The 25,016-nt window shown below is 71.4% G+C and carries 23 protein-coding genes; 14 read left to right on the top strand and 9 right to left on the bottom strand.

The features are described 5' to 3' along the window. Positions 1-106: 106 nt before the first annotated feature. The 5 genes from K4B79_RS27030 (at position 107) to K4B79_RS27050 (ending at position 6,029) form a co-directional block, all read left to right on the top strand. Entirely contained in the window at positions 107-1,453 is a 1,347-nt protein-coding gene (locus K4B79_RS27030) for an ABC transporter ATP-binding protein (protein ID WP_232029535.1), read from the top strand. Between the two features lie 54 nt (positions 1,454-1,507). Beyond that, complete coding sequence (locus K4B79_RS27035) at positions 1,508-1,981, top strand: DUF3574 domain-containing protein (RefSeq protein WP_232029536.1); 474 nt, start codon at positions 1,508-1,510, stop codon at positions 1,979-1,981. 99 nt (positions 1,982-2,080) lie between these two features. Beyond that, entirely contained in the window at positions 2,081-3,469 is a 1,389-nt protein-coding gene (locus tag K4B79_RS27040; RefSeq protein WP_232029537.1) for an aldehyde dehydrogenase family protein, read from the top strand. Positions 3,470-3,480: 11 nt separating this feature from the next. Beyond that, the gene (locus K4B79_RS27045; RefSeq protein WP_232029538.1) at positions 3,481-4,560 is read left to right on the top strand and encodes a Zn-dependent alcohol dehydrogenase; all 1,080 of its coding nucleotides are present in this window, start codon (positions 3,481-3,483) and stop codon (positions 4,558-4,560) included. A 146-nt stretch (positions 4,561-4,706) separates the two neighbouring features. Next, complete coding sequence (locus K4B79_RS27050; RefSeq protein ID WP_232029539.1) at positions 4,707-6,029, top strand: MFS transporter; 1,323 nt, start codon at positions 4,707-4,709, stop codon at positions 6,027-6,029. Between the two features lie 19 nt (positions 6,030-6,048). Here the strand turns inward: K4B79_RS27050 and K4B79_RS27055 are convergent, their stop codons facing one another. The 3 genes from K4B79_RS27055 to K4B79_RS27065 form a co-directional block, all read right to left on the bottom strand. After that, complete coding sequence (locus K4B79_RS27055; protein ID WP_374208517.1) at positions 6,049-6,987, bottom strand: DMT family transporter; 939 nt, start codon at positions 6,985-6,987, stop codon at positions 6,049-6,051. Positions 6,988-7,078: 91 nt separating this feature from the next. After that, the gene (locus tag K4B79_RS27060) at positions 7,079-7,789 is read right to left on the bottom strand and encodes an ArsR/SmtB family transcription factor (protein ID WP_232029540.1); all 711 of its coding nucleotides are present in this window, start codon (positions 7,787-7,789) and stop codon (positions 7,079-7,081) included. A gap of 47 nt (positions 7,790-7,836) precedes the next feature. Continuing rightward, positions 7,837-8,487, bottom strand: coding sequence for a TetR/AcrR family transcriptional regulator (locus tag K4B79_RS27065; protein WP_232029541.1), 651 nt, complete (start codon positions 8,485-8,487; stop codon positions 7,837-7,839). 66 nt (positions 8,488-8,553) lie between these two features. On the opposite strand from K4B79_RS27065, the gene K4B79_RS27070 reads away from it, so the two are divergent. The 3 genes from K4B79_RS27070 (at position 8,554) to K4B79_RS27080 (ending at position 10,715) form a co-directional block, all read left to right on the top strand. After that, the gene (locus K4B79_RS27070) at positions 8,554-9,708 is read left to right on the top strand and encodes an acyl-CoA dehydrogenase family protein (RefSeq protein ID WP_232029542.1); all 1,155 of its coding nucleotides are present in this window, start codon (positions 8,554-8,556) and stop codon (positions 9,706-9,708) included. A 61-nt stretch (positions 9,709-9,769) separates the two neighbouring features. Then, positions 9,770-10,015, top strand: coding sequence for a YiaA/YiaB family inner membrane protein (locus K4B79_RS27075; protein ID WP_232029543.1), 246 nt, complete (start codon positions 9,770-9,772; stop codon positions 10,013-10,015). A gap of 73 nt (positions 10,016-10,088) precedes the next feature. After that, entirely contained in the window at positions 10,089-10,715 is a 627-nt protein-coding gene (locus K4B79_RS27080; RefSeq protein WP_232029544.1) for a TetR/AcrR family transcriptional regulator, read from the top strand. Positions 10,716-10,738: 23 nt separating this feature from the next. Here the strand turns inward: K4B79_RS27080 and K4B79_RS27085 are convergent, their stop codons facing one another. Beyond that, positions 10,739-11,200, bottom strand: a complete 462-nt coding sequence (locus K4B79_RS27085) for a MaoC family dehydratase (protein WP_232029545.1) — start codon at positions 11,198-11,200, stop codon at positions 10,739-10,741. Between the two features lie 105 nt (positions 11,201-11,305). Between K4B79_RS27085 and soxR the strand changes: the two genes are divergently transcribed. Further along, entirely contained in the window at positions 11,306-11,791 is a 486-nt protein-coding gene (soxR, locus tag K4B79_RS27090; RefSeq protein WP_232029546.1) for a redox-sensitive transcriptional activator SoxR, read from the top strand. Between the two features lie 118 nt (positions 11,792-11,909). Here the strand turns inward: soxR and K4B79_RS27095 are convergent, their stop codons facing one another. Together K4B79_RS27095 and K4B79_RS27100 are read right to left on the bottom strand one after the other, a co-directional pair. Next, positions 11,910-12,641: a 3-keto-5-aminohexanoate cleavage protein gene (locus K4B79_RS27095; protein ID WP_232029547.1), complete on the bottom strand. Its 732-nt coding sequence runs from the start codon at positions 12,639-12,641 to the stop codon at positions 11,910-11,912. Between the two features lie 154 nt (positions 12,642-12,795). Beyond that, positions 12,796-13,398 (bottom strand): hypothetical protein, encoded by a 603-nt coding sequence (locus K4B79_RS27100; protein WP_232029548.1) that lies wholly within the window; start codon positions 13,396-13,398, stop codon positions 12,796-12,798. Positions 13,399-13,630: 232 nt separating this feature from the next. On the opposite strand from K4B79_RS27100, the gene K4B79_RS27105 reads away from it, so the two are divergent. Beyond that, positions 13,631-16,417 (top strand): penicillin acylase family protein, encoded by a 2,787-nt coding sequence (locus K4B79_RS27105; protein ID WP_232029549.1) that lies wholly within the window; start codon positions 13,631-13,633, stop codon positions 16,415-16,417. Positions 16,418-16,439: 22 nt separating this feature from the next. On the opposite strand, the gene K4B79_RS27110 is transcribed toward K4B79_RS27105, so the two are convergent. Both K4B79_RS27110 and K4B79_RS27115 read right to left on the bottom strand, forming a co-directional pair. Then, positions 16,440-17,783 carry a serine-threonine protein kinase gene (locus K4B79_RS27110; protein WP_232029550.1) on the bottom strand — a complete coding sequence of 448 codons (1,344 nt, stop codon included), beginning with the start codon at positions 17,781-17,783 and terminating at the stop codon, positions 16,440-16,442. A gap of 104 nt (positions 17,784-17,887) precedes the next feature. Beyond that, on the bottom strand, positions 17,888-19,126 hold the full coding sequence (locus K4B79_RS27115) for an exo-beta-N-acetylmuramidase NamZ family protein (protein ID WP_232029551.1): 1,239 nt from the start codon (positions 19,124-19,126) through the stop codon (positions 17,888-17,890). Between the two features lie 113 nt (positions 19,127-19,239). On the opposite strand from K4B79_RS27115, the gene K4B79_RS27120 reads away from it, so the two are divergent. From K4B79_RS27120 to K4B79_RS27135, 4 genes are all read left to right on the top strand, one after another. Further along, the gene (locus tag K4B79_RS27120) at positions 19,240-20,013 is read left to right on the top strand and encodes an SDR family oxidoreductase (protein ID WP_232029552.1); all 774 of its coding nucleotides are present in this window, start codon (positions 19,240-19,242) and stop codon (positions 20,011-20,013) included. 2 nt (positions 20,014-20,015) lie between these two features. Beyond that, positions 20,016-21,680, top strand: coding sequence for a class I adenylate-forming enzyme family protein (locus K4B79_RS27125; protein ID WP_232029885.1), 1,665 nt, complete (start codon positions 20,016-20,018; stop codon positions 21,678-21,680). Between the two features lie 53 nt (positions 21,681-21,733). Beyond that, positions 21,734-22,327, top strand: a complete 594-nt coding sequence (locus tag K4B79_RS27130) for a TetR/AcrR family transcriptional regulator (RefSeq protein WP_232029553.1) — start codon at positions 21,734-21,736, stop codon at positions 22,325-22,327. A gap of 77 nt (positions 22,328-22,404) precedes the next feature. After that, on the top strand, positions 22,405-23,241 hold the full coding sequence (locus K4B79_RS27135; RefSeq protein ID WP_232029554.1) for a hypothetical protein: 837 nt from the start codon (positions 22,405-22,407) through the stop codon (positions 23,239-23,241). Between the two features lie 18 nt (positions 23,242-23,259). Here the strand turns inward: K4B79_RS27135 and K4B79_RS27140 are convergent, their stop codons facing one another. Beyond that, positions 23,260-24,972: a type IV secretory system conjugative DNA transfer family protein gene (locus tag K4B79_RS27140; protein WP_232029555.1), complete on the bottom strand. Its 1,713-nt coding sequence runs from the start codon at positions 24,970-24,972 to the stop codon at positions 23,260-23,262. Between the last annotated feature and the right edge of the window lie 44 nt (positions 24,973-25,016).

A 25,016-nucleotide genomic window follows, 5' to 3' on the forward strand; every position in this document is an offset into this window, starting at 1 on the left:
CCGCGCACATTCCGTTAACTTCCGTGACCCACAGGCCCCGTTCGGCACGCGCGGGGCATCCGACCACGGAGCATCAGCGCTCAGTCAGCCCTCGGGGGCATCTGCCATGACACGCGCCATCTCTCTGCACGACGTGAGCAAGACCTACACGCGGGGCGTCCGCGTGGTGGACCGGCTGTCGATGGACGTCGAGCCCGGCGAGTTCCTCGTCCTGCTCGGCCCCTCCGGCTGCGGCAAGTCCACCGTGCTCAGGATGATCGCCGGCCTGGAGGACATCACCGAGGGACGGCTGCTGCTGGACGGCGAGTACGCCAACGACCTGGTCCCCTCCCAGCGGGACATGGCGATGGTGTTCCAGAACTTCGCGCTGTACCCGAACATGACCGGCCGCGGCAACATCGGCTTCCCGCTGCGCATCGAGGCCCCCGGCGAGGACCCGGGCCCCCGCGTGGACGCCACCGCCCGCATGCTGGGCATCCAGGACCTCCTGGACCGCTTCCCCGGACAGCTCTCCGGGGGCGAACGCCAGCGCGTGGCCATGGGCCGGGCCATCGCCCGCCACCCCTCCGCCTTCCTGATGGACGAACCGCTCTCCAACCTCGACGCCAAGCTCCGCAACCACTTACGCGCCGAGATCGCCGCGCTCACCCGGGAACTGGGCGTCACCACGGTCTACGTCACCCACGACCAGGCCGAGGCCATGTCGCTCGGCGACCGGGTCGCCGTCCTGCGCGGCGGGGTGCTCCAGCAACTGGGCACTCCGCGCTCGGTCTACGCCCTGCCCCGCAACGTCTTCGTCGCCGCCTTCATCGGCACCCCGCGCATCAACCTGCTGCGCGGCCTGGTCCGGGCCCCGCTCGACGGCGCGATGACCATCAGCCTGGGCAAGCAGTCCCTGCGGCTGCCCGAACCGCTGTCCCTGGACCACCAGTTGCTCCGTGTCCAGCAGGGCCGCGAGGTCATCGTGGGGCTGCGTTCGGAGGCGATCCGGCTCGCCAAGCCGGCCGCTGCCCGCCCCGGCGAGGCGGCGATCAGCGGCCTGGTGGAGCACGTGGAGTTCCAGGGGCACGAGGTCCTGGTCCATTTCAACACCGGCTCCAGGCCCGCCGTCGTACCCGAGCTGGAGGCGCCGCGCCCCGCCGCCCGTCCGTCCAGGCGCCGCCGCCGGGACGGCGGATCCGTCCTGGGACGCTTCCGGGAGCGGGCCGGAACCCTGCGCGCCGGCCCGCCGGTGATGCTGGACGAACCGGAGGGTGCCGGACCCGAACCCGAACCGGATCCGTCGGACACCCGCCTCCCCGGCGACCTGGTCGTCCGCGCCACCCCCGACATCGACCTCCGCCGCGGTATGCAGGTCCCCCTGCTCGTGGACATCGCCCACCTGTTCGTCTTCGACCAGCACGGCGAACGCATCTGCCCGGCCCCGGCGCGGCTGCCCGACCTGGAGGAGTGAACCTCCGGCGCGGCTGCGGGACTTGGCGGGACCGGGCCCGTTAGGCATGGGCCCATGAACGTGCACTTCACCCGAAGCCGGGCGATTCTCACCACCGTCGGCCTCCTGCTGACCGTCGCGGCCCCGACCGCGTACGCCGCCCTCGACGACGACACCGCCGCGCCCGCATCGGCACCCGCGCCGGCTCCCGCCCGCGGCGAGCCGTACGTCGAGAGCCGCCTCTTGTTCGGCACCGCCCGCCCCGACGCTGGCCCGGCCGTCACCGACGCGCAGTTCACCCGCTTCGTCGACCGCGAGGTCACCCCGGAGTTCCCCGAAGGGCTCACCGTGCGGAGCGGGCGCGGGCAGTGGCGGGACGCGAGCGGGGCGATCGAGAAGGAGCGGTCGTACGAACTGGTCCTGCTGTACCCGGTGCGGAAGGCGGCCGTGAACGACCCGAGGATCGAGGAGATCCGCCGGGACTACCGGAAGGCGTTCGGCCAGGAGGCGGTGGCGAGGGTGGACGGCCGGGCGCGCGTCGACTTCTGAACCGCCGGACAGGCCTTGGGGCCCACCCTGGCGCCAGAAAACTAACATCGCTAGTTTAGGTGCCGGACGACGGAACGGCCCGGCCCCGGAGGAAGCGCGATGAAGGCACACGACGGCATGTACATCGACGGCGGGTGGCGCCCCGCCGCCGGCGGCGACACGGTCGAGGTCGTGAACCCGGCCGACGAGCAGATCGTCGGCCGGGTCCCGGCCGGCACCGCCGAGGACGTCGACGCCGCCGTGCGCGCCGCCCGTGCCGCCCTGCCGGGCTGGTCCGCGACCGCCCCCGCCGAGCGGGCCGCGCGCCTGGCCGCCCTCCGGGACGCCCTGGAGGCCCGCGCCGAGGAGATCGCCGAGACGGTCACGGCCGAACTCGGCTCGCCGCCGAAGCTCTCGCAGGCCGTCCACGCGGCCGTACCGATCGCCGTCATGGGCTCGTACGCGGAGCTGGCGGCGACGTACGCCTTCGAGGAGAAGGTCGGCAACTCGGTCGTCCACCACGAGCCGGTCGGCGTGGTCGGCGCGATCACGCCCTGGAACTACCCGCTCCACCAGATCGTCGCCAAGGTCGCCCCCGCGCTCGCCGCGGGCTGCACGGTGGTCGTCAAGCCCGCCGAGGACACCCCGCTCGTGGCCCAGCTCTTCGCCGAGGCGGTCCACGAGGCCGGCGTCCCGGCGGGCGTCTTCAACCTGGTCACGGGCCTCGGCCCGGTCGCCGGACAGGCCCTGGTCGAGCACCCGGGCGTCGACCTGGTCTCCTTCACCGGGTCCACGGCCGTCGGACAGAAGATCGCCGCCGCGGCGGGCGCGGCGATCAAGAAGGTGGCCCTGGAGCTGGGCGGCAAGTCCGCCAACGTGATCCTGCCGAGCGCCGACCTCGCCAGGGCGGTCAACGTCGGCGTCGCCAACGTGATGTCCAACTCCGGTCAGACGTGCAGCGCCTGGACCCGCATGCTGGTCCACACCTCGCAGTACGAGGAGGCACTCGGCCTCGCCGCGACCGCCGCCGCGAAGTACGGCGACCGCATCGGCCCGGTCGTGAGCGCCAGGCAGCAGGCGCGGGTGCGGGGTTACATCGAGAAGGGCATCGCGGAAGGCGCCCGGCTGATCGCCGGCGGGCCCGAAGCGCCGCGCGAGCGGGGCTACTTCGTCAGCCCGACCGTCTTCGCCGATGTCACCCCCGACATGACGATCGCCCAGGAGGAGATCTTCGGCCCGGTCCTGTCCGTCCTCCGCTACACCGACGAGGAGGACGCCCTGCGCATCGCCAACGGCACGGTCTACGGCCTCGCGGGCGCCGTCTGGGCCGGTGACGAGGCCGAGGCGGTGGCCTTCGCGCGCCGCATGGAGACCGGGCAGGTCGACATCAACGGCGGGCGCTTCAACCCCCGTGCCCCGTTCGGCGGTTACAAGCAGTCGGGCGTGGGCCGCGAACTCGGCGTCCACGGCCTCGCCGAGTACCTCCAGACCCAGTCCCTCCAGTTCTGAGGAGCCCTTCCGTGGTCCGTGCCGCCGTCCTTCCCGCCGTGGGCGCTCCCCTGGAGATCGCCGAGATCGACCTGCCCGACCCCGGCCCCGGGCAGGTCCGGGTCCGGCTCGCCGCCGCCGGTGTCTGCCACTCCGACCTGTCCCTGTCCAACGGCACCATGCGCGTCCCCGTCCCCGCCGTCCTGGGCCACGAGGGCGCGGGCACGGTCCTCGCGGTCGGCGAGGGCGTCACCGCCGTCCGCCCCGGTGACGAGGTCGTCCTCAACTGGGCGCCGTCCTGCGGCACGTGCCACGCCTGCTCGCTCGGCGAGGTCTGGCTGTGCGCCAACGCGCTGAACGGCGCCGCCGACGTCTACGCCCGCACGGCGACGGGCACCGACCTCCACCCCGGCCTGAACGTCGCCGCGTTCGCCGAGGAGACGGTCGTCGCGGAGTCCTGTGTCCTGCCGCTCCCCGAGGGCATCCCCCTCACCGACGCGGCCCTGCTGGGCTGCGCGGTGCTCACCGGCTACGGAGCCGTCCACCACGCGGCGCGGGTCCGCGAGGGCGAGACGGTCGCGGTGTACGGCGTCGGGGGAGTGGGTCTGGCGGCCCTCCAGGCGGCCCGGATCGCGGGAGCCTCGCGGATCGTCGCCGTCGACGTCTCCCCGGCGAAGGAGGAACTGGCGCGCGCCGCGGGAGCCACCGACTACGTGATCGCCTCGGAGACCACCGCACGCGAGATCCGGGGCCTGACCGGCAAGCAGGGCGTCGACGTGGCCGTCGAGTGCGTGGGCCGCGCGAGTACCATCCGCACCGCCTGGGACTCCACCCGCCGCGGCGGCCGCACCACGGTCGTCGGCATCGGCGGCAAGGACCAGCAGGTCACCTTCAACGCCCTGGAGATCTTCCACTGGGGCCGCACCCTGTCCGGGTGCGTGTACGGCAACTCCGATCCGGCCGCGGACCTGCCCGTGCTCGCCGACCACGTCCGGGCGGGCCGCCTGGACCTGGGCGCGCTGGTGACGGAGCGGATCGCACTGGAGGGCATCCCGGCCGCGTTCGAGAACATGCTGGCGGGCAAGGGCGGACGGGCCCTCGTGCTGTTCTGAGCCCTACGGGTCGCCAGGAGCCCCACGAGTCGCCCGGACCCCTCACGGGTGCTCCGGGCAACCTTCCCGCACACCCGTTGACCCCATACCGTCCGGTCAGTATGTTCGCCGCCAACGTCCCCTCGCACCCAACGGAGCGTGCACGCATGGACATGGCCCCCTCCGCTCCCTCCCTCCCCGGCACCGTCCTCCCCACGGTGAACCGGCGTCGTGTGGCCACCGCGGCGGCGCTCGCCTCCGCCGTCGAGTGGTACGACTACTTCGTCTTCGGCATCGCCGCCGCGCTCGTCCTCGGCGACCTGTACTTCCCGGCGGGCAGCTCCACCGCCGGTGTCCTCGCCTCCTTCGCCACCTTCGCGGTCGGCTTCCTCGCCCGGCCGCTCGGCGGCATCGTCGCCGGTCACCTCGGCGACAAGCGCGGCCGCAAGCCGATGCTGGTCCTCGCGCTCACCCTCATGGGCCTGGCCACCACCGGCATCGGCCTGCTGCCGACGTACGACACGATCGGCGTCGCCGCCCCGATCCTGCTGGTCGCCCTCCGCGTCCTCCAGGGCATCGCCGTCGGCGCCCAGTGGGGCGGCGCGATGCTGCTGGCCACCGAGTACGCCCCCGAGGGCAAGCGCGGTGTCTACGGCAGTGTCGTCCAACTCGGCGTCCCCATCGGCGTGGTGAGCGCCAACACGGTCTTCCTGCTCGCCGGGGCCTTCACCACCGACACCGAGTTCGCGGCCTGGGGCTGGCGGGTGCCGTTCCTGATCGGGCTGTTCGTCCTCGGGCTCGCCTGGTACATCCACACCCGCGTCGAGGAGACCCCCGCATTCCGGCAGGCCGAACAGGAGTTGGCCGAGAAGGCGAGGACGGAGCGGAGCTCCCCGCTGCGCACGATCCTCCGGCACCACCTGGGCACCGTGCTCCTCGCCGGCGGCTCCTTCGCCGTGAACACCGCGACCTTCTACATCCTCATCACCGGCGTCCTCGACTACACGACCCGCGAACTCGACATGAAGAGGAGCGCGGTCCTCACCGTCTCGCTCTGCGTCAGCCTCACCCAGCTGATCCTGATCCCGGCCGCCGCCGCGCTCTCCGACCGCCTCGGCCGGATCCGGATCTACGCGATCGGCGCGGCGGGCATCGCCCTGTGGGCCGTACCGCTGTTCCTGCTCATCGACACCGGCTCGCTGCTGTGGCTGGCCGTCGGGACCTTCGTCGCCAGCTGCTTCCTCAGCATCATGTACGGCCCTCAAGCCGCCCTGTTCGCCGAGCTGTTCACGCCCGAGATGCGCTACACCGGCGCCTCGCTCGGCTACCAGATCGCCGCGGTGCTCGGCGGCGGACTCGCGCCCTTCCTGATGGTGCTGCTCCTGGAGGCGACCGGCACCTCGATGGCGGTGTCCGGCTACATCATCGTGCTGTCGGTGATCGCCCTGGCCTCCATCAAGGTGCTGGCCGACCGTTCCCGTTCACACTGAGTCCGACGCCTTCCCCGGTTCACGCTGAGTCCGACGCTTTCTCGGGCCGCGGTCCCGGAGCGACCTCCGGCGCCGCGGCCCGCCGCCGGGACCGCGACACCGCCACCCCGGCCAGGCACAACGCCCCACCGGCCAGCGTGAGCGGACCGGGCACCTCGTCCAGCGCCAGCCACGACATCAGGACGACCAGGGCGGGCACCGCGTACGTGGTCGCCCCCATCCGGCTCGCGGTCGTCCGGGCCAGGGCGTACGCCCAGGTCGTGAAGGCCAGCGCGGTCGGGAACACCCCCAGGTACACCATGTTGAGCGTCGCGGAGGCCGGTGCCCTCGCCGCCTCCGACACCAGCTGCCCGGCGAACGGCAGGCACAGCACGGCGCCGACCAGACACCCGAACGTCGTCACCTGGAGCGCGCTCGCCCGCTCCAGGGCCGGCTTCTGCGCCACGACACCGCCGGCGTAACCCACCGCGGCGAGCAGACACAGCGCGACGCCGAGGACCGACGAGCCGCCGTGGTCCGACATCGACAGACCCACCGCGACGGCCCCGGCGAACGACACCGCCATGCCCGCCAGGAGGCGGGGCGGCATCGCGTCGCCCAGCAGCCGGGCGCCCAGCAGGGCGATGAGGATCGGGCCGATGTTCACCACCAGGGCCGCCGTGCCCGCGTCCACCTGCTGCTCACCCCAGTTCAGGGCCACCATGTACAGGCCGAACCAGAGCACCCCCGAGATCGCGATGCCCCGCCAGGCGGAGCGGGGCGGCAGGCCCTCCCCGCGCAGCAGGCAGATCGCTCCCAGGGCCAGCCCTCCGGCCAGGAGCCGTCCCAGCGCGAGGGCGCCCGGCGAGTACGCGGAGCCCGCGCTGCGGATCGAGACGAAGGCGGAGGCCCACAGGACGACGGTGACGGTGGCGGCACCGGTGGCCAGGAGTTCCGTGCGGCGGGAGACGTGCATCATGCTCCTGAGGCTAGGGAGGGCGGGGCGCTGGGGCTGGCGGGATTCGGACGGGTGGGTGGCAGGTGCGGGAGCGTCGTGGCCGGTCGTGCTTTTAGCGCGATGTCGGTGGGCGGATGCCCAGCAGGTCCGACAGGGCCCGCTCGCCCGCCGCCGTCACCTTCACCGCGCGCTCCGTGCCGATGTGGACGCACCAGCCCTCGTCGAAGGCGTGCCGGCACAGGGCCGCGCCCGCCACCCCGGCCAGGTGAGGACGGCGTTCCGTCCAGTCCAGGCAGGCGCGGGACAAGGGGCGGCGGCCCGTGCGGTCGAGCGGGATGCCGGCGTCGGCGAACCACTCCAGTCCCGCGTCCGTGAGAGCGAAACCGGTGTCCTGGAGCAGGAGTTGACGTTCCGTCATGGCATCCGTGATCGCGATGCCGAGCCGGCCCGCGAGATGGTCGTAGCAGGTGCGGCCCCGGGCCATCGCCGATCCCGCGCTCGACTCCCTGAGACCGCGCGGCCGGTGGGCCGGTTCCGGGGAGATCTGCGAGGTCAGGTCCTCCACCAGGTGGGCCACGCGCGGGTCGGCCAGCCGTACGTAGCGGTGCCGCCCCTGGCGTTCCTCCGTGAGCAGGCCGCCCGCGACGAGCTTGCCCAGGTGCTCGCTCAGCGTGGACGGGGCGACGCCCGCGTGGCGCGCCAGCTCACCGGCGGTCCAGGCCCGCCCGTCGAGCAGGGCCAGCAGACAGGCCGCTCGGGTCTCGTCGGCGATCAGCGCGGCGAGCCCGGCCAGTCGCGGTGCCTGCGGGTCCCTCGGGGTCATGCGTCCCAGCATGGGACAGGAACACTTCGGCGCCCACCGAAATATCCCTAGGCGGTGCGCCCGACCTGCTCGTACTGCTGGGACAGTCCGTCCAGCAGCGCCCTGAGCCCGGTCTCGAAGGCCCGCTCGTCGATCTTCTCCTGCCGTTCGGCGAGGAGGTGCGCCTGCCCGAGGTGCGGATAGTCGGCGGGGTCGTAGGCGCCGGCGTCGGCCACGAAACCCCCGGCGAACGAGCCGAGCGCGGAGCCCATGACGAAGTACCGCATGAGCGCGCCGATGGAGGTGGCCTGCGCCGGTGGCCAGCCCGCGGCGACCATCGCGCCGTAGACGGCGTCGGCCAGGCGCAGTCCGGCGGGGCGGCGGCCGGGGCCCCGGGCGAGGACCGGCACGATGTTCGGGTGGTCGCGCAGGGCGGCCCGGTAGGACAGGGCCCAGTCGTGGAGCGCGGTCCGCCAGTCGCGGCCGTCCTCGAACATCGACAGGTCGACCCGGGAGCTCACCGAGTCGGCGACGGCCTCCAGGATCTCGTCCTTGGTGCGGAAGTGGTTGTAGAGCGAGGGCCCGCTGACCCCCAGTTCGGCGGCGAGCCGCCGGGTGGAGACGGCCGCGAGGCCCTCCGCGTCCACGAGTCCGCGGGCCGTCTCGACGATCCGGTCGGTGCTGAGGAGGGGCTTGCGCGGTCGGGCCATGGCGCACATAGTAGGGCTGCGCAGAGAAACTAGCAGTGCTAATTTAAATGTACGGCTTTCAAGTGAGGTGATCCCGTGGTCAGCCTGGGGCTCAGCGAGGAGCAGGAAGCCGTCCGGCGGCTCGCCAAGGACTTCGTGGACCGCGAGATCGCTCCCCATGTCGTCGCCTGGGACCGCGCCGAGGAGGTCGACCGCTCGATCGTGAAGAAGCTCGGCGAGGTCGGCTTCCTGGGGCTGACGATCGACGAGGAGTACGGCGGCTCGGGCGGCGACCACCTGGCGTACTGCCTGGTGACGGAGGAGCTGGGCCGGGGCGACTCGTCCGTGCGCGGGATCGTCTCCGTCTCCCTCGGCCTGGTCGCCAAGACGATCGCCGGATGGGGGAGCGAGGAGCAGAAGCGGCGCTGGCTGCCGGGCCTCACCTCCGGTGCGTCCATCGGCTGCTTCGGCCTCACCGAACCGGGCACCGGCTCCGACGCAGGGAACCTCACCACCCGTGCGGTCCGCGACGGCGACGACTACGTGATCAACGGCGCCAAGATGTTCATCACCAACGGCACCTGGGCCGATGTCGTCCTGCTGTTCGCCCGCTCCACCGACGCTCCGGGCCACAAGGGGGTCTCCGCCTTCCTGGTGCCCACCGACACACCCGGCCTGACCCGCCGCACCATCCACGGCAAGCTCGGCCTGCGCGGCCAGGCGACGGCCGAACTGACCCTGGAGGACGTGAGCGTCCCCGCCTCCGCGCTGCTGGGGGAGGAGGGCAAGGGCTTCTCGGTGGCCATGTCCGCCCTCGCCAAGGGGCGGATGTCGGTGGCGGCGGGCTGCGTGGGCATCGCCCAGGCCGCCCTCGACGCGGCGGTGCGGTACGCGGGGGAGCGGGAGCAGTTCGGGAAGCCGATCGCGGGGCACCAGCTGGTGCAGGAGCTGATCAGCGACATCGCCGTCGACGTGGACGCGGCCCGGCTGCTCACCTGGCGGGTCGCCGACCTGATCGACCGCGGCCTGCCCTTCGCCACCGAGTCATCCAAGGCCAAGCTGTTCGCCTCTGAGGCCGCCGTCCGCGCCGCCAACAACGCCCTCCAGGTCTTCGGCGGCTATGGCTACATCGACGAGTACCCGGTCGGCAAACTGCTGCGCGACGCCCGGGTGATGACCCTCTACGAGGGCACCAGTCAGATCCAGAAGCTGGTCATCGGGCGGGCGTTGACCGGTGTCTCGGCGTTCTGAGTACCCCGTCTGAGTATCCGCACGGATGTGGTGTGCCCCACGTCCGCCGAGACTCGACCCCATGAGTGACACACCGGGCAAGCAGCAGAACACCGCCGCCTTCTACGGCCAGGCCGTGGCGTCCTTCTCCATCGCCATGGCCGCGACCGCCATCGGCATCTTCAAACTGAGCGCGGACGCCTGGGTGCGGGCCTTCCTCGGCATCGCCGTCCTGTACCTGGTGACCTCCGCCTTCACCCTCTCCAAGGTGATCCGGGACCGCCAGGAGGCGGCACAGCCGGCCTACCACCCGTTCGAGAAGCTCTGAGCGGGCAGACTAAGCGCTCGCTCACCCTCGGCGGTATGGTGGTGCCCCTGCCATCGAGAGGGGCGAGAGAGCGATGAGTACGGCGGAGGAGACGGCCGGCGGCGAGACGTCGGCGTGGGGCGAGGTCACGCCCGACGCGGCGCGACGGCTGCTCATTGCCGCGGTGGAGGCTTTCGCCGAGCGGGGCTACCACGCCACGACGACCCGTGACATCGCGGGCCGTGCCGGAATGAGCCCGGCCGCGCTCTACATCCACTACAAGACCAAGGAGGAACTCCTCCACCGCATCAGCAGGATCGGCCACGAGAAGGCCCTGGACATCCTGCGGGTGGCGGCCCGTCGCGAGGGCACCGCGGCCGAGCGGCTCGCCGACGCGGTGAGCTCCTTCGTCCGCTGGCACGCCGGCGGGCGCACCACGGCACGGGTCGTGCAGTACGAGCTGGACTCGCTCGGCCCCGACGCCCGTGAGGAGATCCTCGCCCTGCGGCGGCAGTGCGACGCCGAGGTGCGCGGGATCGTCGAGGACGGTGTGGCCTCCGGCGAGTTCGACGTCCTGGACGTCAAGGGCACCACCCTCGCCGTGCTCTCGCTCTGCATCGACGTGGCCCGTTGGTTCAACGTCGACGGCCCGTGGACGCCCGACGAGGTCGGCGCGCTCTACGCCGACCTCGTGCTGCGGATGGTGGGGGCGGGGAAGTAGACCCCCGGCCGAGAGGCACGCACCTACAGGTAGTACCGGGAGACCGACTCCGCCACGCACACCGGCTTGTCGCCGCCCTCGCGCTCCACGGTGAACGCGACGGTGACCTGGACGCCGCCGCTCACCTCGTCGACGGCCGTGATCGTGGCGGTGGCGCGCAGCCGGGAGCCGACCGGGACCGGGGCGGGGAAACGGACCTTGTTCGTCCCGTAGTTGACGCCCATCCGCACGCCCTCGACCGTGATCAGCTGCGGGCCGAAGAGCGGCAGCAGCGAGAGGGTGAGATAGCCGTGCGCGATGGTGGTGCCGAAGGGCCCCGCGGCGGCCTTCTCCGGATCGACGTGGATCCACTGGTGGTCACCGGTGGCCTCGGCGAACAGGTCGATCCGCTTCTGGTCGACCTCCAGCCAGTCGGTGTACCCCAACTGCTCGCCCACCGCCGCCTTCAGGGCGTCGGCACCCGTGAAGATCCTCGGCTCTGCCATGTCCCGGCCTCCTTGCCGCAAAAGTCTAAGCGACTGCTTAGCATGGTCGGCTGGGGAGCCCCTGTCAACGGACCCCTCGCGGTATGACTGGGTAGGGTTCGAGAGGTGCCCCAGATTCCCGAGAAGATCCATGAACTCACGGTCGGCCAGCTCGCCGCCCGCAGCGGCGCCGCCGTCTCCGCCCTGCACTTCTACGAGTCCAAGGGCCTGATCAGCAGCCGCCGCACCGCGGGCAACCAACGCCGGTACTCCCGTGACACGCTGCGCCGGGTCGCCTTCGTCCGCGCCGCCCAGCGCGTCGGCATCCCCCTCGCCACGATCCGCGAGGCCCTCGCCGAACTCCCCGAGGAACGCACCCCCACCCGCGAGGACTGGGCCCGTCTCTCCGAGGCCTGGCGCTCCGAACTCGACGAACGCATCAAGCAGTTGAACCGGCTGCGGGACCATCTGACCGACTGCATCGGGTGCGGGTGCCTGTCCATGGACACCTGCGTCCTGTCCAACCCGGACGACGTGTTCGGGGAGCGGCTGGGGGCGGGGTCGCGGCTGTTGGTGGAGAAGCGGCGTGATCGTCGGGAGCGGTGCGGGTAGGTCCCGGAGTGGTCCGGCCGAGGCGGGCGGGCCCGGTCCTCGCGGGCGGGAGCGCCGCCCGGCCGCGCGCCCGGGGCGGGCGTGACACGGCGATCCACGCCGCACTCCTGACCCGGCCCTAAGACGAGCGCCGGGCCGACTCGTACTGGGACAGCCCCCGGGCCACCAACTGGGCGTTGGACAGTGCCCGGTCCCCGTCCGGCAGGAGCAGGGTGTCCTCCAGGCCGATCCGGGTCGCCAGCCCGAGCCGCCCGGCCAGCCGGAGCACCGGCCATGCGCCGCCGTCCTCGCCGTGCAGCAGGACGGGGCTGCGGGAGAGGGCCGGTCCCAGTTCGGTCAGCAGCATCCGCGCGGTGTTCTCGGCCGTCTCGGGCGAGGTGTCCGTCACCTCCGCCAGTACGCGCAGCACCTCGGGGCGCAGGGGGGAGACGGCGAACCTGGCCGCCCCGTCCGTCCCCGACCAGACGCCGGCCTCCACGCCGACCCCCAGGTCGATCAGGGCGGCGGCGACCTCCTCGGCGCCCGGCTCGTGCCAGTTCACCGAGGCGTGATCGGGCAGCACGGTCCAGTCCCGGATCCGCGCGAGACGTGCCGAGGGATCGGGCTCCGCCCAGGCGCCCGTGGTCACACCCACCGGCACCGTCACCCGGGCGCGGAGCGCCTCCAGCGTTTCCGCGACGACCCGCGGCGACACGGTGTCCCGTCCGCACGGCGTCTTGGGGTGGACATGGATGTCCGTCGCCCCGGCCGCGACGGCCTCGGCCGCGGAGTCGGCCATCGCCTGCGGCGTGAGCGGCACCGTCGCTCCGTCGACGGCTCCGCGAGAGCCGTTGAGGCACACCTGAATCATGACTCGATGGTGCCAGCCGCCACGGACAACGGCCCGGAAGCCCACTCATGAGGACCCGACGGTGAACAGTCGGGGGGTGCGGCATCCCCGGCGCACCCCCGCACGCTCGGTTCCTAGGTTCGCCCGGTCGGTCCGGTCGAAGCCGCCGGTGCGGTCAGGCCGACACCAGCAGCCGTCCGCGCCTGGCGTCCGCCAGGGCCTCGGGCGTGAGTACGGGACGCGGTACAAGAATTCCGCAGTCCGTGCAGACCGGACCCGTGGAGGGTTCGTGGTCCAGTTCGTACTTCCAGACGAGGCGCTCGCCGCCACACGCCGGGCACTCCGAGCCCGGTTCCCGCTCCAGCGCGGAGATCAGCCGGCGCAGTACCTCCGCCAGCGGTTGATGGGGATGGACCCTGGGGTCGTCGCACCAGGCGACTCCGAAACCGCCCCAGGTCAGCCGGTGCCAGTCGTCCACGCTGCCCGGCCTGCGCAGCCCGTCGTGCTTCTCCTTCTTGCGCCGCTCGGCGAACTCGACCTCGTAGGCCAGCCAGACCGAACGCGCTTCCTCCAACTCCTCCAGTGCGGCCACGAGCCGCGCTGGGTCGGGGGAGCGGTCCTCAGGACCGAATCCTGCCCGGGAGCACAAATGGTCCCAGGTCGCCCTGTGCCCGTAAGGAGCGAACCTTTCGAGGCACTTGCGGAGCGAGTAACGCCGTAGCGCCAGATCGCACCGTGGATCGCGCACCTGTCTCGCCAGACTCCGGAAACCGGCCATCGCCCTGCACCTCCGTCACACCTGCACCTGTACTTCGGTCACTTCGGCGTCGTCGTACGGACTTCGCACGACGTTGCCGAATAGACGTATCGACAAGCGTTTTGGCTCCATCCGATTTCCGATGGCCTCCATAACCCATGGCACCGACTCCGAAAAGTGACGCATGTTCACCTTCAATCCCGGGGATACCGCCGGTAACATCCCGGCTCACCCCCCGTCGGTAGGAGCTGCCATGTCACGGCGCACCTCACGCACCGCTCTCGACAGACTGAGAACTCCCGGCAGACTCACCGGGTTCCTGAAGTCCGCATCCGTATGCGCGCTGATCGCCGGTCTCTTGACCCCGCTCGCCCAGGCCCCCTCGGTGGCCGCGGAGGCGGCGGTGGCCAACGACCACTGCGGCAACCAGTGTTCCGACATCCTGCCGCCCGGCCAGAACGGCAACGCCACCCTCGCGCAGATCCTGCTCAACCAGGCGTTCGGCAGCCAGCCCGAGCACGCCGAGGACCAGCTCGGCCCGTACGCCAACCTGGCCAAGGGCTACCCGTCGCTCACCAACTCCACCATCAACACGTTCTTCAACGACGCGTCTTTCGGGGTCCCCGCCGATCAAGTCGCCTCCACGCTCAAGCCCGCCGGCCGCAGTGACGTGACGATCGTCCGCGACAAGAAGACGGGTGTGCCGCACATCACCGGTACCACCAGATACGGCACCGAGTTCGGAGCGGGCTATGCGGCGGCCCAGGACCGCCTGTGGCTCATGGACGTCTTCCGGCACGTGGGACGCGGCCAGCTGACCCCCTTCGCGGGCGGCGCCCCGTCCAACCAGGGCCTGGAGCAGCAGTTCTGGCGCAGCGCCCCCTACACCGAGGCCGATCTCCAGGCCCAGATCGACAACGCGGCCGCGGCGGCCGGCGAGCGCGGCAAGCTGGCCCTCGCCGACGTCAACGCCTACGTCGCCGGCATCAACGCCTACATCGACGCCTCCGACAGCGGCCGCTACTTCCCCGGCGAGTACGTCCTGACCGGCCACAAGGACTCCGTCACCAACGCCGGCACGATCGAGAAGTTCAAGCCCACCGACCTGGTCGCGCTGGCCTCCGTCATCGGCGCGCTCTTCGGCGCCGGGGGCGGCGGCGAGGTCAACAACGCCCTCTCGCTGCTCGCCGCCCAGGAGAAGTACGGCGTCGCCGAGGGCACCGAGGTCTGGGAGTCCTTCCGCGAGCGCAACGACCCCGAGGCCGTCCTCACCGTCCACGACGGCAGCTTCCCGTACGCCACCAAGCCCGCCGACCCGCAGGGCGAGGCCCTGCCCGACGCCGGCACGGTGGCCGCGGAACAGCTCGTGTACGACCGCACCGGCAGCGCGGCCACCACGGGCGCCACCAGCGCCTCCACCACGGCGGCGAAGGCGGCCGTCAGCTCCGCCAGGCGCGGGATGTCCAACGCCCTGGTGGTGAGCGGCGCGCACACCGCGAGCGGCAACCCGATCGCCGTCTTCGGCCCGCAGACCGGCTACTTCGCGCCCCAGCTGCTGATGCTCCAGGAGATCCAGGGCCCCGGCATCAGCGCCCGCGGCGCCTCCTTCGCGGGCCTGAGCATGTACGTCGAGCTGGGCCGCGGCCAGGACTACGCCTGGAGCGCCACCACCTCCGGCCAGGACATCATCGACACCTACGCCGTCGAACTGTGCCAGGACGACTACCACTACCTGTACCGCGGCACCTGCACGCCGATGGAGAAGGTCGAGCGGAAGAACGCCTGGGTGCCGACCACGGCCGACGGCACCGCCGCGGGGTCGTACACGATGCGGGTCTGGCGCACCGCGTACGGACCGGTCGAGTACCGCGCGACCGTTGGCGGCAAGAAGGTCGCCTACACCACCCTGCGCTCCTCCTATCTGCACGAGGCCGACTCGATCATCGGCTTCCAGATGCTGAACGACCCGGACTACGTCAAGGGCCCCGAGGACTTCCAGGAGGCGGTGCAGCACATCAACTACACCTTCAACTGGTTCTACGCCGACTCCGAGCACACCGCGTACTACAACAGCGGCGACAACCCGGTGCGGGCCACCGGCGTCGACGCCGAGTTCCCGGTGTGGGCGCGGCCGGCGTACGAGTGGCGGAACTGGACGCCGACGACCAACACGGCCCAGTACACCGCCGCCTCCGCCCACCCGAACTCCATGGACCAGGACTACTACATCTCCTGGAACAACAAGCAGGCCAGGGACTACACCACCGCCCCCTGGGGCAACGGCTCGGTCCACCGCGGCAACCTCCTGGACGACCGGGTGAAGAAGCTGGTCGCCGCGGGCGGGGTCACCCGGGCCCAGCTGGTGAAGGCCATGGCCGACGCCGGTCTCGCCGACCTCAGGGCGGAGGACGTCCTGCCGGACCTGCTCAAGGTCGTCACCAGCTCGCCGGTGACCGACTCGACCGCCGCGGCGGCGGTGAGCAAGCTCCAGGCGTGGGTGACGGCCGGTGCCAGGCGCACGGAGACCTCGGCCGGTTCGAAGACGTACGCCCACGCCGACGCGATCCGCATCCTGGACGCCTGGTGGCCGCTGCTGGTCAAGGCCGAGTTCGAACCGGGGCTCGGCAGCGACCTGTACACCGCCTTCACCGCCAACCTGCCCGTCGACGAGGCCCCCTCCGCCGCCCACGGCCCGACCGGGGCGCACGCCGGAAGCTCCTTCCAGTACGGCTGGTGGAGCTATGTCGACAAGGACATCCGCTCGGTGCTCGGCGAGTCGGTCCAGGGGCCGCTCGCGCGCGAGTACTGCGGCGGCGGCAGCCTCAGCGCCTGCCGGGACGTCCTGATCGCCTCGCTGAAGCAGGCGGCGGGCAGGACCGCGGCCCAGGTCTACCCCGGCGACGACCTGTGCGCCGCGGGCAACCAGTGGTGCGCCGACTCGATCGTCCAGCGCACCCTGGGCGGCATCAAGCACTACAACATCAGCTGGCAGAACCGGCCGACCTACCAGCAGGTCGTGGAGTTCACCTCGCACCGGTAGGCCGACGACGGTCGGCGGCGGGTCAGCGGACGCGGCCCGCCGCCACCACCAGCTGGGCCAGCTCCCGGTGCACGATGTCGCTGTGCGCGCCGGAGGGCGCCCCGCCCCGTTTGACCACCTCGGCCGCGTCCACGTTCACACACCCCGAGGCGGGCAGCTTCGCCGTCAGCGCGGCGGCGAGCGTGAGCGCCCGCGTGCCCGGCAGCGCCTGAACACCGCCGTACCCGAGCGCCCCCCACCGGGTCCGCAGCGACCTCCCCATGTCGAGGCCCGCCGCGGCCTCGGGGGTGTCGTCGTCGCGGAACTCCCGGTCGTGGCCCGCCATCCGGGAGGCCAGCGGATAGATGCTCCCGAGGGCCGAGTCGTGCCGGGAGTGGCAGCACACCAAGGGCCCGTCGATCCGCAACTGCTGCCCCTGGAGCACCCCTCCCGCGCGCGTGTCGTGCGGCAGCCGGGGCGCGAACGCGTAGTGGGAGAAGGCCCCTTGGAGCAGGGTCACCGACTTCACCGACCGCACCCCCTCCGGCAGCCCGCGCAGCGCGAACGACACCAGCCGCGCGCCGAAACTGTGCCCCACCAGATGCACCCGCAGGGCGGGCGCCTTCGCGGCGAGCTGCCCGACCACCCGGCCGAGCCCGCGCTCGCCGACCGTCCCCGCGCGCCGCTTCATCGCGTAGTACGTCGCCTGCCGCAACAGCTCGTGCGCCCCGTGCCACGGGTTGGGAATCGCGAACTGGGCCGCCCCGTCCGGGGATTCGGCCTCGGCGAGCGCCCCCGCGAACTCCTCGCAGACCTCCGCCGCGGACCGCGCGAACATCAGGGGCTCGTCCTGCGGCACGCCCTCCGCCAGCGTGTCCGCGGCGAACAGCACCTGCGGCCCGGCCGGGACCACCTCCACCAGCAGTCGCACCAGCCGCCCGAACTCCTCCAACTCGGCCTCCTCGCGCGGCTGCTGGTCCAGCAGTCGCGCGATCCGGTCGATCACGGTGGCCCGGCCCGGAAAGGTCTCCAGCAGTGCGTGCCGGGTGTCCTTGTCGAGCACCGGACGCGGCGGGAGCTCGGCGGCCACGGCCCGCGGGAAGTCCGGGATCGGCTCGTCCGAGAACCGCATCGACGGCCACACCACGCCGACGTACCCGAGCTTCGCCTTCGGGACGAGCGCCGGGAACGGCGCGAAGAAACGGCTGTAGAGCCGGGTCGCGCCCGAACGGTCGCTGTTCCAGCCGTGCGCGAAGACGACCAGATCCTTGACGCCGTGCTGCACCACGCCCGCGAGCAGCCTGTCCCGCCGCCCGGTGTCCGGATCCCCGTCCGCGTCGAACGTCAGCTCCCAGTACGGTGTCACGCTCATCGTCGGTTCCGCCATGACGATCCCCTTGTCCCCCGAAGTGATGCGATATGGGCGCATCGTCCTGCTGTCGGGGGAACTTGGCCAGACGTCGTGGCTCAGTCGTCACCCATTCGTATGGCTCATCTGTAAAGGAGGTACTTCCGGCGCATCGCGCGGAACGCGGCCAGCTCCTCCTGCCAGGCGGCCACCACCTCGTCGGTGTCCGCGCCGGCGTCGATCATCGTGCGCACCAGCGTGGACCCCGTCAGCTTGTCGATCCAGTTGTCCGGGCGCCAGGCGAAGCCGCTCCACACCCTCCTGGCGGTCACCAGGAGCGCGATCCCGGTGCGTACGGGGTCGTAGGCGTCCCGGTCGTGCACATGGACCTGCACGCCCCCGACCGTCTTCCCCTGGAACTTGGAGAAGGTCGGCGCGAAGTACGCCTCCCTGAAGCGCACCCCCGGCAGCGCGAGTTCGTTCGCCGCGGCGGCCCACCGCCCGTCGACGCCCTCCGCGCCGAGCAGTTCGAAGGGCCGGGTCGTCCCGCGCCCCTCCGACAGGTTCGTGCCCTCGAAGAGACACGTCCCCGAATACACCAGGGCGGTGTCCGGCGTCGGCATGTTCGGGCTCGGCGGCACCCAGGGCAGCGCTGTGTCGTCGTACCACTGCGACCGCCGCCAGCCGGTCATCTCCACGGTGTCCAGCTCCACCGGCGCGGTCAGGAACTCGCCGTTGAACAGCCGTGCCAGCTCGGCGGCCGTCATCCCGTGCGCCTGCGCGATCGGCTGCCTCCCCACGAAGGTGGCGAACTCCTTGTGCAGGACGGGGCCGAGCGCCGCGCGGCCGGTGACCGGGTTGGGGCGGTCCAGCACGACGAAGCGTTTGCCCGCCAGCTGGGCCGCCTCCATGCAGTCGTAGAGCGTCCAGATGTACGTGTAGAAGCGGGCGCCGACGTCCTGGATGTCGAAGACGATCGTGTCCACGCCGGAGGCGGTGAAGATGTCCGCCAGCGGGCGGCCGCTCTTGAGGTACGTGTCGTAGACGGGGAGCCCTGTGGCCGGGTCGTCGTAGCGGCCCTCGGAGCCGCCGGCCTGGGCGGTGCCGCGAAAGCCGTGCTCGGGGCCGAAGACGGCGGTGAGGTTCACCCGGTCGTCGGCGTGCATGACGTCGACGATGTGGCGGACGTCCCGGGTGACGCCGGTGGGGTTGGTGACGATTCCGACCCGCCGGCCGTTGAGGGCTTTGTAGCCGGTCGCGGCGAGGTTCTCGAAGCCGGTGCGGACGCGGCGGGGGTGGGTGGCCGCCGCGGCGGGGGATGCGGAGGTGAGGGAGGTGGCTGCCGTGGTCGCTGCGAGGAGGGCTCGTCTGGATAGGCGCATGGGGGGCACGGTATTGCTCCCGAAGGGCGCGAGGAAGCATCTCCGACACCCCTTTCTTACAACATACCGACCGGTTAGTCTGACTGGCGTCGAGCCGCAGTCGAAGGAGACCGATGGTGGAAGCCCTGCGAGATGCCTCAGTCGTGGTCACCGGGGCGGGAGGTGGCATCGGGGCGGCTCTCGCCCGGCGGTTCGCCGCCGAAGGTGCCCGGGTCGTCGTCAATGATCTGGATGCCGGGCGGGCCAAGGCCGTGGCCGAGGAGATCGGGGGGATCGCCGTCGCCGGGGACGCCTCCGCGATCGTCGGGGAGGCCCGGGACGCGCTCGGCGGGACCGTCGACGTGTACTGCGCCAACGCCGGGGTCGGCTTCGCGGGCGGGGACGCCGACGGACCGCTGGACGAGAACGTCTGGGCCACGTCCTGGGACGTGAACGTGATGGCACATGTCCGGGCCGCTCACGCGCTGCTTCCGGGCTGGCTGGAGCGCGGCAGCGGGCGGTTCGTGTCCACCGTGTCGGCGGCCGGGGTGCTGACGATGATCGGGGCCGCGCCCTACAGCGTGACCAAGCACGGGGCGTACGCCTTCGCCGAGTACCTGTCGCTGACGTACCGGCACCGGGGGCTGAAGGTGCACGCGATCTGTCCGCAGGGGGTGCGCACCGACATGCTGGCGGCGACCGGGAGGGCGGGCGACCTGGTGCTGAAGCCGACGGCGGTCGAGCCCGAGGATGTCGCCGAGGCACTGTTCCGGGGGATCGAGGAGGACCGCTTCCTGATCCTGCCGCATCCGGAGGTGGCCGGGTACTACCAGGCACGGGCGGCCGATCCGGACCGCTGGCTGGCCGGCATGAACCACATCCAGCGGAAGTGGGAGGAGGCCCGATGACCGTGCACGACTCCGGCTACGCGGCCAAGCCCTGGGTGGCGCTGCTGAACGACGCCCAGCGCGGCCCGATCGAACCCGCCGACTCCCTGGTGCACGCCCTGCGCCGGGCCGTCGCCGAGGCCCCGGACCGGGACTTCCTGGCCTACTTCGACGGCCGTCTGACCTATCGCGAGGTCGACGAGCTGAGCGACTCGGTCGCCGGTCATCTCGCCGCCCGCGGACTGGAGCGGGGCGAGCGGGTGGCGATCCTGCTCCAGAACTCGCCGCACTTCGTGATCGCCCTGCTCGGGGCGTGGAAGGCGGGCGCGATCGTCGTACCCGTCAACCCCATGTACAAGGCGGGGGAGGTCGGCCACGTCCTGCGCGACGGCGAGGTGGCCGCGCTGGTCTGCTCCGACCGGGCCTGGGAGTCGTATCTGCGCGGGACGGCCGCCGACTCGCCGGTGCGGATCGTGCTCACCGGCTGCGAGCTGGACTTCCAGACACGGGGCGACACCCGGGTGCTGGCCTTCGAGCGGCTGCCGCGGGCCGAGGACGCCGACGACCTGACGGCCGTGGCCCGTGCGGGGCACAAGGCGCCCGCCGGGCGCGACCTGGGACCGTCCGACCTCGCGCTGATCAGCTACACCTCGGGCACCAGCGGCACCCCCAAGGGCGCCACCAACACGCACGGCAACATCATGGGCAACGCCGAGCGGCAGCGAGTCGGCCTGGACCTGCCCGAGGCGCCCGTGTACTTCGCGCTGGCGCCGCTGTTCCACATCACCGGGATGGTCTGCGAGCTCGGCGCGTGCCTCAACAGCGCGGGGCTGCTCGTGCTGGCGTACCGCTTCGAGGCGGGGGTCGTGCTGGACGCCTTCGCCGAGCACCGGCCGCACTACACGGTCGGCCCGTCGACCGCGTTCATGGCGCTGGCCGCCCACCCGTCCGTCACCCGTGAGCACTTCTCGTCCTTCCGGAACATCTCCTCCGGCGGCGCGCCGCTGCCGCCCGCCCTGGTGGAGAAGTTCCGGGCCGGTTTCGGGCCGTACATCCGCAACGGCTACGGCCTCACCGAGTGCACCGCGCCCTGCGCCTCCGTACCGCCCCAGCTGGAGGCGCCCGTCGACCCGGTCTCCGGGACGCTGGCCGTGGGCCTGCCCGGTCCCGAGACGGTCGTCCGGATCGTGGACGACCAGGGCGCGGAGGTGCCCTTCGGGGAGCAGGGCGAGATCGTCGTACGAGGGCCGCAGGTGGTGCCCGGATACTGGCGGCGCCCCGACGCCACCGCCGAGACCTTCCCGGACGGGGAACTGCGCACCGGCGACATCGGGTTCATGGACCCGCAGGGCTGGCTGTACGTCGTCGACCGCAAGAAGGACATGATCAACGCCTCCGGCTTCAAGGTGTGGCCGCGCGAGGTCGAGGACGTGCTGTACACCCACCCGGCGGTGCGCGAGGCGGCCGTCGTCGGGGTGCCCGACGGGTACCGCGGGGAGACCGTCAAGGCGTACATCAGCCTCCGTCCGGGTGCCGAGACGGACCCCGACGATCTCGCCGCGTACTGCAAGGAGAGACTGGCCGCCTACAAGTACCCGCGCCAGGTGGAGATCCTGCCCGACCTGCCGAAGACGGCGAGTGGGAAGATCCTCCGACGGGAACTGCGTTCCCAGGTGGACGGCCGGTAACAGCGACGGCCGGCAAGGCAACGGCAGAAGGACTCGGAAGGCAGGTGGCGGCAGTGCCCAGGACGACGGACGGTGACGGGACCCCCGTACCGCAGCGGCTCCTCGCCGCCGCCACCCGGCTCTTCGCGGAGCAGGGGTACGACCGCACCTCGGTGCAGGAGATCGTCGAGGCGGCGGGCGTGACCAAGGGGGCGCTGTACCACTACTTCGGCTCCAAGGACGACCTCCTGCACGAGGTGTACGCGCGCGTGCTGCGCGTCCAGCAGGAGCGCCTCGACGCCTTCGCGGGCGCCGACGAGCCGATCGAGAAACGGCTCAGAGGAGCGGCCGCGGACGTCGTCGTGACGACGATCGAGAACCTCGACGACGCGATGATCTTCTTCCGCTCGATGCACCACCTCAGCCCCGAGAAGAACAAGCAGGTCCGTGCCGAGCGCCGCCGCTACCACGAGCGCTTCCGCGCCCTCGTGGAGGAGGGCCAGGAGGCGGGCGTCTTCTCCAAGGCGACCCCGGCCGACCTGGTCGTCGACTACCACTTCGGCTCGGTCCACCACCTGTCTACCTGGTACCGCCCGGACGGTCCGATGAGCCCCAAGGAGGTCGCCGACCACCTGGCGGACCTGCTGCTGCGGGCGCTGCGTCCCTAGGGGTCCGCCCTGGCGGGCGACTGCCTACCGGGCAGGGTGTTCTTGTGGCGCCTGCTCCTGGCCGCCACCATGCCGCTATGACCTTGGATCCCGACGCCTCCGCGTCACCGGGCGGTTCGCTGCAGGCCGAGCGCTGGCAGCGTGCCGTCACGCGGTGGGCTGCCGTCCTCGGCGGCGCGTCGCTCGTGCTCCTCGTCGGCCTGGTGCTGTCCATGGGCGACGCCGATCTGGCCGGCAACCTGGTGAACGCCGTGGTGGCCGGGGCGAATATGGCCTTCGTCATCTTCACCTGGGCGGTGTTCAAGGCAGGTCAGGAGCAGCTGGCCCAGATGCGCAGCGAGGCGCGGGCCCAGAGCGAGGCATGGAGACATGAGTACCGCAACGCGCTGGCCACCTACGAAGAGGCCGTGCGGGCCCGCCTCGACCAGTCTGCTCCCCGCGTGAGCGTCACCTTCGACACCTGGACGGCGCATCTGGTCAACGGCGGTCGCACCACTGTCATTCAGCCCGGTACGGCCATCCCCGAGGGCGCCCCGGAATTCGCGGTACGCCTCGCGACCCGGTGGGTCGTCAAGAACTGGGGCACAGAGCCAGTCGTGGTGCACTACCCGGTCGCTCCGTCGACCACCGAGGACATCCGCATCGCACCGTCCGGCGAGCACACCTTCCCGCACGAGGAGGAGCGCACGGCGGACGAGTGGCGGACCGCCCAAGGGCGCTGGCGACACAGCATCGAGGTGCGTGCCGAGGACCTGGGCGGCGGCGTCCTCGACAGCCACACCTGGACCCGGGAGATTCCGGCCTTCCGGCTCGACCAGGTATCCCGCCTGACGCTCCAGGACCTGGACATCGTCCGCGGATCGGTGGCCAAGCGCAGCCGCACCTACAGGGGCCCGGCGGCGGCCTCGCCGTGACATGGGCCTGGCCCGCCCTCACCACACCGAACCATCGTTGTCCGCCCATGGCGGTAGCGGCAATGGAGGCGGCGGGGGTGGCGGGGGCCGCAGCAACTCGAGCTGCCGGTCGATCTGGATGCGGTGCTCGTCACGTGCCCCGGCCCGCTGCGACGGTGCCGGGACGTGGCTGGCTCGGCACCGTCGCAGCAGGATCGAGATGCGCCGCGAAGACGTGCTCAGGTTGTAGTACCAGTTGACATCGCTACGCGTGCCCCAGGTGTCCTTCAGCGCGAGCAGTTCGTCGACGACTCCGCGATGCGCATACCAGCACGGCAGCACCGAACGACCCAGATCGTGCTGCTCGATGACAGTGAGGACGAAGTCTCGCAGTTCGAGCAACTCATCGTACGAGGCGACGGACACCGGCTCTGCGGCGGTGACAGGCGGTGCCGGGGCCGTCTCGTCCCGATGCGGCGGGCGGTAGCGGGCGCGAGCCTCGTCGACCTGGCGCCGGAGGATCGCATCGTTGTCCCAACGCCGTAGTCCGATGAGTTCGGGCGGCATCCCGCCGTACAGGCACAGAGCGGATTCGGGCGGCATCTCGCGCAGGTCGGATCGGTCCCAGCCGAGCCGGTTGTGGCGGCGTACAGCGGTGGTGTGGAGCTGTTCCTGGAGGAAGATGCCGGTCCGGGTGTCGCTGTTCCCCGGCAGGAACAGCTTGCCGCGGTGGTTGTTCACGATGAGGGCGCCGCGGTCCTCGCCGTACGTGGCGTAGAGCTGGCTCATGTCGTGGAAGACGGAGATCAACTGGATGCCGCTGCCCGCGGCCGTCGTCGCGAAGGTGTCCAGGTCGTCGAGCCTGGCGATGTTGCCTGCTTCGTCAAGACAGAGCATCAGGGGGATCTCGATGATTCCCTGACCGTCCTTGCTCGGCACACCGTTGCGTTCGATCGTCTCACTGACGACCTGCCGGGCGAGAGCGGTGAACAAGGGCATGAACTGCCGCTGCTGATGAGGGGGAGCGCACAGGAACAATGTGTGGCGGCCGCAGTCGAGAAAGGTCGACAGGGACAGCCGACGGGTCTGTGAACAGCGCCGGTCGACACCCTCCAGCGCGAAGACCTCCAAGGTGGTCGCGGCGGTGGCACAGATGGAGCCGTAGGTGTTCTCGCTGTACTCCTCGTAGTTGATCAAGCGGGACAGGCACCTGCGCCAGCCGCTGGAATCAGGTTCGTCGTCGAGTGACCGACGCCGTTCGGCGATGAGGTAGACCAGATCGGACGCGCTCATGCCCAGCCAGTCCAGGACGTTGCCCATGGTGCCGCCGGTACGCGCGGCCGCGTACAGGAGAGGGGTGAGCAGCAGCCGTCCCTGGCTCGACCAGAAGTCGCCGTTGCTGACATCCCGGAAGTCCGTGCCGGTGGAGAGGCTCTCCGCCTGGCGCACAGCATCGTCCCAGACCGTGATCGAGTCCAGTGGGCTCCACCCCACACAGTGCGCCGCGAAGCGCTGGCCGATGGACTCGGTGAGCCCGGCAGGGTCGAAGATGAACACTTCGCCCACCGAGCTCCGGTACTCCAGGGTGGCGGCTATCACGTCGAAACGGACCGAGGTGACCAGGCTGGGGCCCGCCCATTCGAGCACAGCGGGAATGACGACGCTGGTGGTCTTCCCGCTGCGCTGCGGACCGAAGACGATCAGCGGTTGGAGTACCTCGCAGCGGTGTACGACGCCCTCGGTGGAGCCCATGGCGACACGGTGGCGGGAATCCGCGTCCGGGGGCGTCCGGAGAG

It is taken from the genome of Streptomyces lincolnensis (genome assembly GCF_021173675.1).
Taxonomy (GTDB): domain Bacteria; phylum Actinomycetota; class Actinomycetes; order Streptomycetales; family Streptomycetaceae; genus Streptomyces; species Streptomyces lincolnensis_B.